The sequence below is a fragment of the Streptomyces sp. BK340 genome, from assembly GCF_007827595.1.
In the GTDB taxonomy this organism is placed as follows: domain Bacteria; phylum Actinomycetota; class Actinomycetes; order Streptomycetales; family Streptomycetaceae; genus Streptomyces.
In genome coordinates this window covers 86,683-100,748 of record NZ_VISR01000019.1, presented here as the reverse complement: position 1 = coordinate 100,748, position 14,066 = coordinate 86,683, and the positions used below count along the sequence as shown (strand labels likewise).

The window sequence follows — 14,066 nt, the reverse complement described above, 5'->3', positions numbered from 1 at the left end:
ACTCATGCCGAAGGGCCCGCGGGAGCGGGCCCTTCGGCGTTCGGGGAGTGCCCCGGGTCATGCGATCTCCGGACCGCCGTCCTCGCACGGCACCCGCACGGCCCGTTCCCGGACCGCGTCCACCAGCTCCAGCGTCGCCACCGCGTCCGCGTGCCACGCCGCCCGGCCGGTACCGCGGGAGGCGCCGGCCCCGCGGACCGCCGCCGCGAACTCCGCGACGCAGGCCTTGAACTGGTCGGCGGGCGGCAGCAGGAGCTGCTCCACCCGGTCCTGTTCCTCGATCAGCAACTGCGTCGGCAGCTCGGCCGGCGGGCTGACGGCCTGGTCCGCGGTCAGCCGCGCCCGGTCGCCCCACAACGTGTACCGCGCCCCGTAACCGTGCTCGAAGCCGAAGTCCAGCGAGGCGAGGACACCCGAGTCGGCGGCCAGCAGGACCTGCCCGGAGACGTCCAGACCGTCGCCCGGCCGGACCCGGAGGGTGGCGCCGGTCACCCGCAGCCCCCGCCCCAGGAAGCGCACCGCGGTCCGCAGCGGGTAGACGCCCGTGTCCAGCAGCGCGCCACCCCCCAGTTCGCGGGTGTACCGGATGTCGTCGGGGGAGAGCGGGGGGACGCAGAACGACGCGTGCAGCATGCGGAGCCGGCCGATCCGTCCGTCCCGCAGCAGCTCGGAGACGGCCTGGTGGCGCGGGTGATGGAGGAACATGAAGTTCTCCCGCAGCACCAGGCCTCGGCGCTCGGCGAGCGCGGTCAGTTCCCGGGCTTCCGGCGCCGTCGTGGCCATGGGCTTCTCGACCAGCACATGCCGGCCGGCCTCCAGCGCGCGGGCCGCCCACCGGCGGTGCAGCGCCGCGGGCAGCGGAACGTACACCGCCTCGACGTCCGCGCGCTCCAGCAGCGCCTCGTACCCGGTGACGGCCGCGCAGCCGAAGCGGTCGGCGAACCGGCGCGCCCGCCGCGGGTCCCGGGAGGCCACGGCGACGACTTCGACGTCCGGGCAGGCCGTCATCGCGGGCAGTACCCGCCGCCAGGCGATGGAGGCGGCCCCCAGGACCCCGACGCGTACCGGCGGGGTGCCGTGGTCGTGGGTCATCGCACCGTCCTGAGGGCGGCCACGAGCGTCCTGGCCTGGATGTTGAGCTGGCCGCTGTACTTCAGCAGATCCTCCAGCTGGCCCGGACTCAGCCAGCGCATGCCGGCGTTCTCCTCGACCGGGACCCGGTCGTCCACCGAGATGATCATGTACCGGCTCTGCGCCTGGTCGAACCTGCCGCCCTCCTCCGACAGCACGGTGTCGAACAGGGTGTGCGCCCGGTCGGCGCCCAGCACCAGATCCAGCAGGGGCGGCCGGTCGGCGGCGGCCAGGTGGGCATGGCTGTCGGGCACGCACTGCACGGTCGGCCCCAGCTCCACCGTGTCCACGAACCCCGGTTCGACGCGTGCGTGCATCAGCGCGTGCAGGACACCGCCGACGCGCCTGACGAGCAGCGCGGCGATGCCCTGGCCGTGCGGCCGCAGCAGCGGCTGGGTCCAGGACGGCACCTCCCGGCTGCGCGAGCCCACGTGGACCGCGACGACGCTGAAGAACCGTCCCTCCTCGTGCGCGACGGCGTCGGCCGTCCGGTGCCAGCCGGAAACCGCCCGCAGCGGCAGCCGTTCGGTGACGACCTCGTGCGCGACCCGGCGGTCGGTCAGCCAGCTGCGGATCTCCTGTCCGGTGTGCACGGCGCTCCCGGGCCCCTCGACGCGGTCCCAGTCGGGCAGGCACGACAGCACGGTCCGCGCGTCCATGTTGACCAGGTTCTCCCACCGCAGCAGGGAGTTGAGCTGTCCCAGCGTCAGCCAGCAGAAGTCCTCGCCGGCCTGCAGCTCGGGGCCGGCCTCGACCACCATGTTGCGGTTGCGCTTGCGCAGGAACCAGGAGCCCTGCTCGGACTGCAGCACGTCCGCCAGCACCCGCCCGGGCTCGGGCGTGCGGAAGGTGTCCAGGTAGGGCACCGACGAACCGCCGTGCACCCGCGTGTAGTTGCTGCGCGTCGCCTGGACGGTGGGGGAGAGCTGGACACCGTTGACGTTCCCCGGCTCCGACTTGGCCTGCATCAGGAAGTGCAGCACGCCGTCGATCTCACGCACGGCGAGGCCGAGGATGCCGACCTCCGGCTGGCTGATGATCGGCTGGGACCACTCGGGCACCGCACCGAAGTCGGAGCGCACCCGCAGCCCCTGCACCGAGAAGAACCGCCCGCTGGCGTGGCCCAGGTCCCCGGTGTCCGGGTCGAACCCCCACTTGTCGAGTGCGGCGAAGGGTATGCGCTCGGTCTTCTGCGCATGGTGCAGCTGACGCTCGGCAAGCCAGTCGAAGAACGCGGCGGTGCTGGTCACCCCCTCGGTGCACCGGGCCGACAGGGCCAGCCGGGCCGACAGCGCGCTGTCGGTGGGCGAGAGCCGGCTCGCCGTGGCGGCCCCCGTCACCGCTGGATCCTCTCCAGGAACCGCACCGCGGAGGCTGCCCCGTCCTCGGCCCGCAGGCGTTCGCCCAGCCCGGCGGCGGCCGCGGCGATGGCCGGGTCCGTGGCGGCCGTCCCGATCGCCTGCGCCAGGGCGGACGACGTCAGCTCACGCTGCTTCAGCGGCGCGGGCGCCACCCCCAGGCGGTGCAGATGCTCGCCCCACATCAGCTGGTTCACCTCGAACGGGCAGACGACCTGGGGGACTCCCGCCGAGAGGGCGGCGTTGTGCGCGCCCAGCGAGCCGGAGTTGACGGCCACGCACACCCGTGGCAACAGCCATCCGTAGGGCACCTCGTCCAGCGCCAGGACGCCGCCCGGGGCGCCGGCGACGTCCAGGCCGCCCCAGCCGGCCACGATCACCGCCCGTCGGCCGCTCTCCCGCACGGCGTCCAGCACCAGGGCGGTGGTCCGCTCGGGGTCGGTCCCGAGGGCGCTGCCGAAGCCGATGAGAACGGGCTTCTCGCCCTCCTCCAGGAAGCGCAGCAACCGGTCCGGCGGCTGCCAGCCCGGCGGCGGCGGAAGGTGCCAGAAGCCGTCGGTGTGCACCGAGTCGGGCCAGTCGGAGCCCGGGGCGAGGACGTGCGGGCTGAAGCTGTGCAGCACGGGTGCGGGCGCGCCGTCGGCGGCGAACCGGAAGTCGAGGTAGCCCTCCCGCGGCGGAAGTCCGAGGGTGTCCCTGCGCCACTGGTCCACCACCTCGATGACGGCGGGCGGCAGATACGTCCGCACGTCCGTCCGGCTCGTGTCCTCCTTGCCGGAGAACACGTCCGACAGCATGCCGAACGCCGGATAGTCGCGCGAGACCACGAAGTTGGGATAGAGGGAGCCGAGGACGTGCGGAACCTTCAGCCGCTCGGCGATCTGCGGAATCACCTCACGGAACGCGTGCGAGTGGACGATCACGTCGGGACCGCAGTCCGCCGCCTCCCACAGATCACGGAGCACGGCCGCGTAGTGCGGAACCATCTGCCGGCGGACCTCCCGGCGCTGCTCCTCGATCCGGGCGGTCGGCCGGTCGCTGTGCGCCTGGAGGCGGCGGATGTCCGCCCGGGAGCGCACGGTGACGGCGGCGTCGTCCAGCGGGGCGAACGGCACGCCGTACTGGTCGGCGAGCGGTGCGAAGAGACGAGGCGCCGCGAGCACGGGCTCGTGTCCCGCGCGGCGCAGAGCGTAGGCCAGTGCCAGATATGGCTGGACATCGCCTCTATTTCCGTAGCAGTAGACCAGGACTTTCAATGTTTAGCCTCCCGTGCGCGTCGGAACGGCCAACTGTTTCCATTCCGTCGCGGCGCCCGCAAGAGGCATTTGTCCTGTACAGATTTCCTAGAGCCGCTCGATTGCGCCAGGCCCTAACGTGCCGAAGGTACTTCCTCGGGCCATGCCGCTGGTGTCGCGCCCGACTCGTCAGGAACGGGAGGGTTCGAAGCGGTGCGAGCACTGATCTATTCCCATGGAACTCGTGGGGATATGCAGCCCTATCTGGCGCTGGCCTTCGCTCTCGATCAGGCCGGACATTCGGCCAGACTCGTCGGTCCCCGCCTCTACGGCCCCATGGCCGCGGAATACGGAGTGGACTTCGCTCCGGTGGACGACGAGGCCGTGCGGCTCCACCAACGGCCCGACGTGCGGGAGATCCTGGTCAACTCGCAAGGCAAGGGCGACCAGTACGACAAGGCCCGGGAACGCATATTCGCGGAGATATTCCCGCGGCTTTACCCGATCATGCTGAAGGACATGTGGGACGCCGCCGCGGAAGGCGCGGACGTGGTGATCCACTCCCACTCGTCACGTCAGGCCGTCCACCAGATCGCCGAGAAACTCGGGGTTCCGCACGTACTGGCCAGCCTCTACCCGCACTTCGTCGCCTCACGGCGCTACCCCCCCGAGGTCGGCACCTTCGAGCAGCGGCCGGACAACCTGGAGCGGCACGCCCGGGCGAACGACAACCCGATCAAGGGGCCGCTCGCCGAGATGTTCGGCCGCTGGCGGGCCGACGTCCTCGGACTTCCGCCCCGCGAAGGTGCCCTGGACAACAGGTTCCGGGCCGACGGAACGCCGGCGCCGGTGCTCCTCGGTTTCAGCCCGCATGTGATCGAGCCGGCGGACGACTGGCCCGAATGGGTCCACACGACCGGATTCTGGATGCTCCCGAGCGGCACGCGGTGGCAGCCTTCGAAACGGCTGCTGAAATTCCTGGACGACGGCGACGCACCGGTGTTCTTCGGATTCGGCAGTCACATGGGCACGGACCCCGAAGAAGTCGGCCGCATCATTCTGGAGGTCGTCCGCAGAACGGGAGTCCGCGCGATCGTCGTCACGGGCTGGGGCGGCGCGGCCATTCCGAATCCGCCGGAGAACGTCCTGGTGGAGGACGAAATACCGTACGACTGGCTGTTTCCCCGGGTCCGTGCCGTGGTGCACCCGGGCGGAACCGGAGCGCACAACACGGCGCTGCGCGCCGGCGTCCCCCAGGTGATCTGTCCCTTCCAGAAGGAAGCGCTGATGTGGGCCGACCACCTGCACGGCCTGGGCGTCGCACCGCAGCCCGTCCCGCACCGGCACCTGACCGCCGACACCCTCACGAAAGCGGTCGACCAGGCCGTCAAGGACCCGGGCATCGCCCGCGCGGTCGACCGGCTGGCCCGCCTCACTTCCGTGGAGAACGGGGCCGAGAACGCGGTCCGGGTGCTCGAGAAGATCGTTTCCTGACCAGACCCCAGAGCAACAACCAAGAAAAGAGGATGAGATGTCCAATCCCTTCGAGGATGAAGCGGGCCGCTACCTGGTACTCGTCAACGACGAGGGCCAGTACTCCCTGTGGCCCGGTTTCGCCGAGATCCCCGCGGGCTGGGAAGTGGCCCACGCGGAGGACACCAGGCAGGCCTGCCTGGACCACATCGAGAAGAACTGGACCGACATGCGGCCCAAGAGCCTCGTCCGCCAGATGGCGGGATGAGGAAGCAGGTCCCGTTCCCCCGCACCGACGGCCCGCCGGACCCCCCGCGGCCGGCCGTCCGGTGGGGCCCTGCCCCCGAGGGCGACGAGCGCGCTGCCACCCATGCCGCGCTCGTCGCCTCCGCGGCCGAACTGACCGGCAGCCCGGCCCACCTGATCCGGGTGGCACACGACCCCGGTGGCCGCCCCCGGCTCACCGGGCCCGCAGCCGGTGTGCAGGTCAGCCTCAGCCACGCCGCGGGCGTCTTCGCCGTCGCCCTCTCTCGCGGTCCGGCGGCACTCGGCGTGGACATCGAACCCGTCCGGCCGCTGCCCGCCGCCGCACTGGCTCGCCGGTGGCTCGGTGACACCCCTGCCGACTGGATCGCCGGCCTGCCCCGGCACGAGCGCGACGAGGCGTTCCTGGTGCTGTGGACCCGCAAGGAGGCCATCGGCAAGGCCCTCGGACACGGCCTGCGCCGCGGCGGACTCACCCGGCCGGTCGCCGTACCGACCGACTGGCCGCCCGCACGACCGCCCGGCCGCCGACTGCCGTTCCCGCCCGGCACCGGCACCGGCTCCGACACCGTGACCACGGTCGTGACCCCGACCGGGAGCACCCGCGCGGTGCTGTCCATCGCCGTGAGCGGCCGGCCCGCGGCCCCATTCTTCGCGGACCTGGGCGACTGGCGGACAGCCGCGTTCCAGTGACGACCACACGCAAGCTCAGGAAAGGAACCGACGTGGCGCCACCCGCTGTTGACGCGGAAGCCCCCCGCGGCCGTCCCCTGCGGCGCCTGCTCGGCCACTGTCTCCGTCACCGCGGGGCCCTGGCGCAGTCGCTGGCCGGCGCCGTGGGCGCCACGGCGACGAGCGTCGCGGTGCCGCTGATCACCCAGATCGTGCTGGACGACGTGGTCGTCGCGGGCGAGCGCCCCCTGCTCCCCTGGACGATCCTGCTGCTGGCCGTCGCCGCGGCCCGGTACGCGCTGACCTTTCTGCGCCGTTTCCACGCCAGCCGGCTCGCCGCCGACGTCCAGCACGATCTGCGCGTGGCACTGTTCCGGGCGGTGTCCCGCCCGGACGGGCCCGGACAGCAGGACCTGGGCCCCGGGCAGCTCATGGGCCGCGCCACGGTCGACCTGAACGGGGTGCACAGCCTGGTCGCCATGCTGCCCGCCGTGGTCTCCCACGTCACCACCGTCGTCGGGGTGCTCGCCGTGATGGCCGTGCTCTCCCTGCCGCTGACGGCGGTGAGCCTGCTCATGGTCCCCGTGCTGTGGGCCCTGGCCCGGCGCAGCCACCCGCAGCTGCTGGCCGCCACCTGGCAGGCCCAGGACCGGGCGGCCACCGCCGCGGGCGTCGTACAGAGTTCCGTCGCCGGCGTCCAACTCGTCAAGGCCTTCGGCCGCGAGGAGCGGGAGACCGCCCGGTACACGGCGGCTGCCCGGCGGCTGTACGCCGCGCGCATGCGCGTCACCCGGCTGGTCGCCCGCTACCAGCCGCCGCTGCAGGCCGTACCGGCGCTCGCCCAGATCGCCGTCCTGGCCCTCGGCGGCTGGGCGGCGGCCGGGGGCCGGCTGAGCCTCGGCACGTTCGTCGCCTTCTCGATGTACCTCATCCAGCTGGCGGGTCCGCTGGGCATCCTGGCGGGTCTGGCGAACTCCGTCCAGCAGGCCACGGCCGCCGTCGCCCGCGTGCTGGAGCTGACCGACGCACCGCCGCGGCGCGCGGACGGCGCCGCCCGACTGCCCGACGACGGGCCCCTGGCCGTCGAGTTCGACCACGTCGGCTTCCGGTACACGCCCGACCGCCCCGTGCTCGACGACCTGTCGCTGCGGATCGAACCAGGCGAGACGGTCGCCGTCGTCGGCGGGCCGGGGTCCGGCAAGTCCACGCTCGCCCTGCTCCCGGCCCGGTTCCACGAGGCGCGCACGGGCGCCGTCCGGATCGGCGGCACGGACGTACGCGAACTGAGCCTGGAATCGCTGCGTGCCTCCCTCGCCCTGGTGCCGGAGGAGAGTCTCCTGTTCGCCGGGAGCATCCGCGACAACATCGCGCTGGGCCGCCCCGGCGCGGACGACGACGAGATACGTGAGGCGGCACGGCTCGCCCAGGCCGACGGCTTCGTCTCGGCCCTTCCCGACGGCTACCTGACCGAGGTCGGCGAACGGGGCCGGACCCTCTCCGGCGGCCAGCGCCAACGCCTCGCCCTGGCCCGCGCCCTGCTCCTGAGGCCCCGTCTGCTGATCCTCGACGACGCGACCTCCGCGGTGGACCCCGCCGTGGAGGGGGCGATCCACGAGGGCCTGCGCGTCCACGCCGACGGCCGTACGACGCTCGTGGTCGCACGCCGCAGATCGACCCTGGCCCTGGCCGACCGCATAGCCGTGCTGGACCGCGGCCGGCTCGCCGACCTCGGTACCCACGACGAACTGCACGCCCGCTGCGCCCTCTACCGTGCCCACTTCGACGCGGCTCCGGCCGAGCCGTCCGCCCGGCCCGCGCCGCCGACCGGTCCCGCGGCCGGCCCGCACACGCGGTCCGCGTCCGCCTCCGCGCCTGCCTCCGCGTCCGCATCTGCCTCCGCGTCCACGTCCGGGCCCTCCGGTGAGGACGAGGACCCGGCGGTGGACGAGGACGCGCTGGCCCGTGACGTCGGCGGCACGTTCGGGCTCCGCAGGCTCACCCGGGGCTTCCGGCTGCCGCTCGCGGCAGGCCTGGTCCTGGTGTCCGCCGACGTCCTGTGCGGTCTCGCCCAGCCCTACGCCGTGCGCCGGGGCATCGAGAGCATCACCGACGGGGCGGCTCCCGCCGCGCTGGCCGCGGCGTGCGCCGCCGCCCTGGCCGTCACGCTGCTGCGCTGGCTGGTCCAGCGCGGCTCCCTGCGGGTCACCGGACGCACCGGCGAACGCCTGCTGTACGCCCTGCGAGTCCGCATGGCCGCCCAGCTGCACCGGCTGGGCCTGGACCACTACGAGCGGGAGGCCGACGGCCGGACCCTCACCCGGATGACCACCGACGTGGACGCCGTCTCCGGGTTCCTGCAGACAGGGCTGACGGGCTTCCTCGCCGGCCTGCTGACCATGGGCGGGGTACTGGTCGTCCTGCTGGTCGCCAACCCCGTCCTGCTCCTGGCGGCCCTGCTTCTGCTGCCCGCCCTGTACCTGGCCACGGCCGTGTTCCGCCGCCGGTCGCTGGTCGCCTACCGGCTGGCGCGGGAGCGGACCGCCACGGTCAACGCCGCCCTGCAGGAAGGCGCGCAGGGCATGCCCGTCATCCAGGCGTTCCGCCAGGAGGAGGCGTTCCTGCGCCGGTTCGCCGCACACAGCGACGCCGTCCGGCGGGCACGGATCCGCTCGCAGTACCTGATGGCCCTGTACTTCCCCTTCATCGAGTGCCTGGCCGCCGTCTGCGCGGCCGGCCTGCTGGCCTACGGGGCGCACCAGGTCCGGGACGGCTCCATGAGCGCGGGCACACTCGTCGCCTACCTGCTGTACCTGGAGCTGTTCTTCCTCCCCGTCCAGCAGATCTCCCAGCTGTACGACACCTTCCAGCAGGCACGGGTCTCCCTCGACCGGATCGACGAGCTGCTGCGGCTGCCCACCGGCACACCGCAGGCCGCGCGACCCCGCCCCGTGGGCCCGCTGAGCGGCGAGATCGTCCTCCACGACGTCCACTTCCGGTACGCGGACGGCACGCAGGACACCGCGGGCCGCGTGGCACGCCGGGCGGCCGCCCTGACCGGCCTGAGCGTCCGGATCCCCGCCGGGCAGCGGGTGGCCGTCGTCGGCGAGAGCGGGTCGGGCAAGTCGACCCTGCTGAAACTGGTCGCGAGGTTCTACGACCCCACCGCCGGCGCCGTCCTCGTCGACGGGCAGGACGTACGCGAGCTCGACCTGAGCGCCTACCGGCAACGGCTCGGCCTCATCCCCCAGGAGCCGTACCTGTTCGCCGGAACCGTCCGGGACGCCATCGCCTACGGGCGTGCCGACGCCACGGACGACGAGGTCGAGACGGCGGCCCGGATGACCGGCGCCCACTCCTTCATCACCGCGCTGCCCCACGGCTACCGCCACCGGCTCACCGAGGGCGGAGGCAACCTCTCCGTGGGCCAGCGCCAGCTGATCGCCCTCACCCGGACCCGGCTGGCCGCGCCCGCGGTCCTGCTCCTAGACGAGGCGACGTCCGCCCTGGACCCCGCCACCGAGGCCATGGTCGACGCGGCCACCGACCGGCTCGCGGCCCGGCGCACCACGCTGGTCATCACCCACCGGCTCGCCCTGGCGGCCCGTGCCGACCGCGTGCTCGTCCTGCGGGACGGCCGCGTGTGCGAGGACGGAACGCACACCGAACTCCTCGCGCTGGGCGGTCACTACGCCGCCCTGTGGCGCGCCCACGAGGCGCACCCCCGGACAGAACTCCAGACGCAAGGAAGGCCCCTATGACCACCGAGCAGACGACGCCCCGCGGGCGCGTCCTCCTGGCCGAACCCCGCGGCTTCTGCGCGGGCGTACGGCGCGCCATCGGCATCGTCGAGCGCGCCCTGGACCTGTACGGCGCGCCCGTGTACGTCCGCAAGGAGATCGTGCACAACCACCACGTCGTCGGTGAACTGCGGCGCCGCGGCGCGGTCTTCGTGGACAGCGAGGACGAGGTGCCCGAGGGCGCCGTGTGCGTCTTCTCCGCCCACGGCGTCTCCCCGCAGGTGCGGGCGGGCGCGGCCGCACGGCGGCTCGACGTCATCGACGCCACCTGCCCGCTGGTGGCCAAGGTGCACCAGGAGGCGGTCCGCTACGCCCGTGACGGGCGCACCATCCTGCTGGTCGGACACGAGGACCACGAGGAGGTCGAGGGGGTCCGCGGTGAGGCGCCCGCGAGGACCCTGGTCGTGGAGAGCGCCGAGGACGTCGCGCGGCTGGACCTTCCCGACGACACCCCGGTGGCGTACCTGACCCAGACCACCCTGTCCTTCGACGAGACCGCCGAGGTCGTCCAGGCCCTGCACCGGCGCTTCACCGACATCGTCGGCCCGCACGGCGACGACATCTGCTACGCGAGCCAGAACCGGCAGAACGCCGTGAAGGCCCTGGCCCGCTCCTGCGACCTGGTGCTCGTCGTCGGCTCCGAGAACTCCAGCAACTCGCTGCGGATGGTCGAGGTCGCCCGCCGCGAGGGCTGCTCCGCCCATCTGGTCCCCGACGTGACGCACCTGGACGAGCGCTGGCTGGAGTCGGTCGGCACGGTCGGCATCAGTGCCGGCGCCAGCGCGCCGGAGATCCTGGTGCGCGGCCTGGTGGACCGCCTGACCGAGCTCGGGCTCGCCGACGTCCGCACGGACGACGGGACCCCGGAGGACGTGGTCTTCGCCATGCCCTCGCGACTGGCCGACCCGGTCACCGGGCGGGCCCCGCGCACCCCGCTGGCCGACGAGAACCGGTGAGGACCCCCATGACGACCAGTATCGAACGGCCCCTCGCCCCGCTGACCGAGCTGCGCGGCCCCGCGGACCTGCGCGACCTGACCACGGCACAGGTCGAGGAACTCGCGGCCCGGATCCGCGGCTTCCTCGTCGACAAGGTCGGCCGCACCGGAGGCCACCTCGGGCCCAACCTGGGCGTGGTGGAACTGACCCTCGCCCTGCACCGCGTCTTCGACTCGCCCCGGGACACGCTCCTGTGGGACACCGGCCACCAGACCTACGTGCACAAGATCCTCACCGGCCGCGCCGGCGCCTTCGACGCGCTGCGCCGGCCCGAGGGCCTGTCGGGATACCCCTCGCGCGAGGAGTCGGCGCACGACGTCATCGAGAACTCCCACGCCTCGACCGTCCTGTCGTACGCCGACGGACTGGCCCGGGCGCACGCGCTGCGCGGGGTCACCGACCGCAGCGTCGTCGCCGTGATCGGCGACGGCGCCCTCACCGGCGGTATGGCCTGGGAGGCGCTGAACAACATCGCGGCGGCACCGCACCGCCCCGTCGTGATCGTGCTCAACGACAACGGCCGCAGCTACGCGCCGACCGTCGGCGGCATAGCTGAGCACCTCGCGGCCCGCCGGGCCGGCGACCGGGACCCCGGACTGCCCGGCCTGTTCGAGAACCTGGGGCTGGCCCAGCTGGGTCCCGTCGACGGCCATGACGTCGAAGCCCTGGAGGAGGCGCTGCGGCGGGCCGTCGCGCTGGGCCGGCCCGTGGTCGTGCACTGCGTGACCCAGAAGGGACGCGGACACGCCCCGGCCGAGCAGAACGAGGCCGACCGCTGCCACGTGGTCCGCGCCCGGCCCGCCGCGGGCGCCGCCCGGGTGGCGCCCCGGCCGTCCTGGACCTCGGTGTTCGAGGCGGAGCTGGCCGACCTCGGCGAGCGCCGGAGCGACCTCGTCGCCCTCACCGCGGCCATGCTGGAGCCGGCCGGGCTCACCACCTTCGCCCGGCGCTTCCCCGAGCGGACCTTCGACGTGGGCATCGCGGAGCAGCACGCCGTCACCGCGGCCGCCGGACTCGCGCTCGGCGGCGTGCACCCGGTCGTGGCCGTCTACGCCACCTTCCTCAACCGCGGCTTCGACCAGCTGCTCATGGACGTCGCGCTGCACCGCGCGCCGGTCACCTTCGTCCTGGACCGGGCCGGGGCCACCGGCGACGACGGCCCGTCGCACAACGGCATGTGGGACCTGTCCCTGTTCCAGCTCGTGCCCGGGCTGCGGGTGGCCGCTCCGCGCGACGCGGAGACCCTGCGCCGTGCGCTGCGGGAGGCCGTCGCGGTCGACGACGCGCCCACCGCGGTGCGCTTCCCCAAGGGCGCGGCGGCCGACCCCGTACCCGCCCTCGACACGGTCGCCGGCCTGGACGTGCTGCACCGCTCCGGCGCGGACCCCGACGTGCTGCTGGTGTCCGTCGGCCCGCTCGCCCCCGTCTGCCTGGCCGCCGCGGAGCTGCTGCGCGAGCGCGGTGTGGGCGTCACCGTGGTGGACCCGCGCTGGATCCAGCCGGTCGCACCCGCCCTGATCGACCTGGGGCTCGCGCACCGGGCGGTGGTCAGCGTCGAGGACAGCGGCCGGTCCGGCGGTGCCGGGGCCGCCCTGGCCCAGGCGCTCGCGGACGCCGGCGCCCGCCGCCCGGTCCAGGTCATGGGGCTGCCCCAGCGGTTCCTGGCCCAGGGCCGGCGCGAGGACATCCTGGCCCGCGCGGGTCTGACGGCCGAGGGGATCCTCCGCACGGCCCTGCGCGCGCTGGACGGCCCCGGGGACACCACCGGCCCCGCAGGTACCACGGACAGCAAACACACCACGGGCACCACTTCACATCAGGGGCACCACGGTGACCAGTGACACCAGCGTCACCACGCCGACCAGGAGGGAACGAGGAGAATGACGGTCCAGCTCGGAATGCCCGCCGTACCGCCGCAGACCCTGGGGGAGCGCCGCAGGACCCGTGCGCTGCACGTGGGCCCGGTGGGCGTCGGCGGAGACTTCCCCGTCTCGGTGCAGTCGATGACCACGACGGTCACGGCCGACGTGAACGCGACCCTCCAGCAGATCGCCGAGCTGGCGGCGGCGGGCTGCGACATCGTCCGGGTCGCGTGCCCGTCGCAGGACGACGCGGAGGCGCTGCCCGTCATCGCGGCCAAGTCGTCCCTGCCGGTCGTCGCCGACATCCACTTCCAGCCGAAGTACGTCTTCGCCGCCATCGACGCCGGCTGCGCCGGGATCCGGGTGAACCCGGGCAACATCAGGAAGTTCGACGACCAGGTGGCGGCCATCGCCCGCGCGGCCAAGGACCGGGGCACCCCGATCCGGATCGGGGTCAACGCCGGTTCGCTGGACGCCCGCCTGCTGGCCAAGCACGGCAGGGCGACCCCCGAGGCGCTGGTGGAGTCCGCGCTGTGGGAGGCGTCCCTCTTCGCGGAGCACGACTTCCACGATCTGAAGATCTCCGTGAAGCACAACGACCCGGTGGTGATGATCCGCGCCTACGAACTGCTGGCCGAGGCGTGCGACTACCCCCTGCACCTGGGCGTCACCGAGGCCGGCCCCGCCTTCCAGGGCACGGTGAAGTCGGCCGTGGCCTTCGGCGCCCTGCTCCGGCAGGGCATCGGCGACACGATCCGGGTGTCGCTGTCGGCGCCGCCGGTGGAGGAGGTCAAGGTCGGCATCCAGATCCTGCAGGCGCTGGAGCTGCGCCCGCGCAAGCTGGAGATCGTCTCCTGTCCGTCGTGCGGCCGGGCCCAGGTGGACGTCTACCGCCTGGCCGCGGAGGTGACCGCCGCCCTGGAGGGCATGGACGTCCCGCTGCGGGTCGCGGTGATGGGATGTGTGGTCAACGGACCGGGCGAGGCCCGGGAGGCGGACCTGGGTGTGGCCTCCGGCAACGGCAAGGGGCAGATCTTCGTCCGGGGCGAGGTCGTGCGGACCGTGCCCGAATCCAAGATCGCGGAGACCCTGATCGAGGAGGCTCTCAAGCTGGCCGCGTCAGCGGAGGAGGCCGGGACCGAGTAGCTCGGCAAGGGTAAGAATCTGACTAGAGCATTGCCAAGTCGTGGGGGAGCAAAGGGCCCTAATACCAGACAAGACACCCCAGTTTTTGCACAGACGCGCGCTGTCACACTCATGTGTGACAGCGCGCACA

The 14,066-nt window shown here is 73.2% G+C and carries 10 protein-coding genes; 7 read left to right on the top strand and 3 right to left on the bottom strand.

Translation table 11 applies throughout. The features are described 5' to 3' along the window. Positions 1–57 precede the first annotated feature (57 nt). Genes FB157_RS29220 through FB157_RS29210 form a run of 3 tightly spaced genes read right to left on the bottom strand, consistent with a single transcriptional unit; the run spans position 58 to position 3,745 of the window. The gene (locus tag FB157_RS29220; RefSeq protein WP_145883658.1) at positions 58–1,092 is read right to left on the bottom strand and encodes a Gfo/Idh/MocA family protein; all 1,035 of its coding nucleotides are present in this window, start codon (positions 1,090–1,092) and stop codon (positions 58–60) included. Further along, positions 1,089–2,471 (bottom strand): NDP-hexose 2,3-dehydratase family protein, encoded by a 1,383-nt coding sequence (locus FB157_RS29215; protein ID WP_145883657.1) that lies wholly within the window; start codon positions 2,469–2,471, stop codon positions 1,089–1,091. The genes FB157_RS29220 and FB157_RS29215 overlap by 4 nt, the downstream gene beginning before the upstream one ends. Further along, on the bottom strand, positions 2,468–3,745 hold the full coding sequence (locus tag FB157_RS29210; RefSeq protein WP_145883656.1) for a glycosyltransferase: 1,278 nt from the start codon (positions 3,743–3,745) through the stop codon (positions 2,468–2,470). The genes FB157_RS29215 and FB157_RS29210 overlap by 4 nt, the downstream gene beginning before the upstream one ends. 192 nt (positions 3,746–3,937) lie before the next feature. Here FB157_RS29210 and FB157_RS29205 point away from each other — a divergent pair, with 192 nt between their 5' ends. The 7 genes from FB157_RS29205 to ispG are packed head-to-tail and all read left to right on the top strand — an operon-like array spanning position 3,938 to position 13,936. Then, positions 3,938–5,218 carry a glycosyltransferase gene (locus FB157_RS29205; protein WP_261386590.1) on the top strand — a complete coding sequence of 427 codons (1,281 nt, stop codon included), beginning with the start codon at positions 3,938–3,940 and terminating at the stop codon, positions 5,216–5,218. A 37-nt stretch (positions 5,219–5,255) separates the two neighbouring features. After that, complete coding sequence (locus FB157_RS29200) at positions 5,256–5,465, top strand: MbtH family protein (protein WP_145883654.1); 210 nt, start codon at positions 5,256–5,258, stop codon at positions 5,463–5,465. Then, positions 5,462–6,154 (top strand): 4'-phosphopantetheinyl transferase superfamily protein, encoded by a 693-nt coding sequence (locus FB157_RS29195; protein WP_145883653.1) that lies wholly within the window; start codon positions 5,462–5,464, stop codon positions 6,152–6,154. The genes FB157_RS29200 and FB157_RS29195 overlap by 4 nt, the downstream gene beginning before the upstream one ends. A gap of 32 nt (positions 6,155–6,186) precedes the next feature. After that, positions 6,187–9,891, top strand: a complete 3,705-nt coding sequence (locus tag FB157_RS29190) for an ABC transporter ATP-binding protein (RefSeq protein WP_145883652.1) — start codon at positions 6,187–6,189, stop codon at positions 9,889–9,891. Beyond that, positions 9,888–10,886: a 4-hydroxy-3-methylbut-2-enyl diphosphate reductase gene (locus FB157_RS29185; RefSeq protein ID WP_145883651.1), complete on the top strand. Its 999-nt coding sequence runs from the start codon at positions 9,888–9,890 to the stop codon at positions 10,884–10,886. Before FB157_RS29190 ends, FB157_RS29185 begins: the two co-directional genes overlap by 4 nt. 8 nt (positions 10,887–10,894) lie before the next feature. Then, on the top strand, positions 10,895–12,769 hold the full coding sequence (locus FB157_RS29180; RefSeq protein WP_145883650.1) for a 1-deoxy-D-xylulose-5-phosphate synthase: 1,875 nt from the start codon (positions 10,895–10,897) through the stop codon (positions 12,767–12,769). A 39-nt stretch (positions 12,770–12,808) separates the two neighbouring features. After that, positions 12,809–13,936 carry a flavodoxin-dependent (E)-4-hydroxy-3-methylbut-2-enyl-diphosphate synthase gene (ispG, locus tag FB157_RS29175; RefSeq protein WP_145883649.1) on the top strand — a complete coding sequence of 376 codons (1,128 nt, stop codon included), beginning with the start codon at positions 12,809–12,811 and terminating at the stop codon, positions 13,934–13,936. The last annotated feature ends 130 nt before the right edge of the window (positions 13,937–14,066 follow it).

Excerpts from the sequence above, each read along its gene's own strand:
- FB157_RS29220 (WP_145883658.1), bottom strand. The coding sequence starts at position 1,092 with ATGACCCACGACCACGGCACCCCGCCGGTACGCGTCGGGGTCCTGGGG.
- FB157_RS29200 (WP_145883654.1), top strand. The coding sequence starts at position 5,256 with ATGTCCAATCCCTTCGAGGATGAAGCGGGCCGCTACCTGGTACTCGTC.
- FB157_RS29195 (WP_145883653.1), top strand. The coding sequence starts at position 5,462 with ATGAGGAAGCAGGTCCCGTTCCCCCGCACCGACGGCCCGCCGGACCCC.
- FB157_RS29185 (WP_145883651.1), top strand. The coding sequence starts at position 9,888 with ATGACCACCGAGCAGACGACGCCCCGCGGGCGCGTCCTCCTGGCCGAA.
- FB157_RS29180 (WP_145883650.1), top strand. The coding sequence starts at position 10,895 with ATGACGACCAGTATCGAACGGCCCCTCGCCCCGCTGACCGAGCTGCGC.
- ispG (WP_145883649.1), top strand. The coding sequence starts at position 12,809 with ATGACGGTCCAGCTCGGAATGCCCGCCGTACCGCCGCAGACCCTGGGG.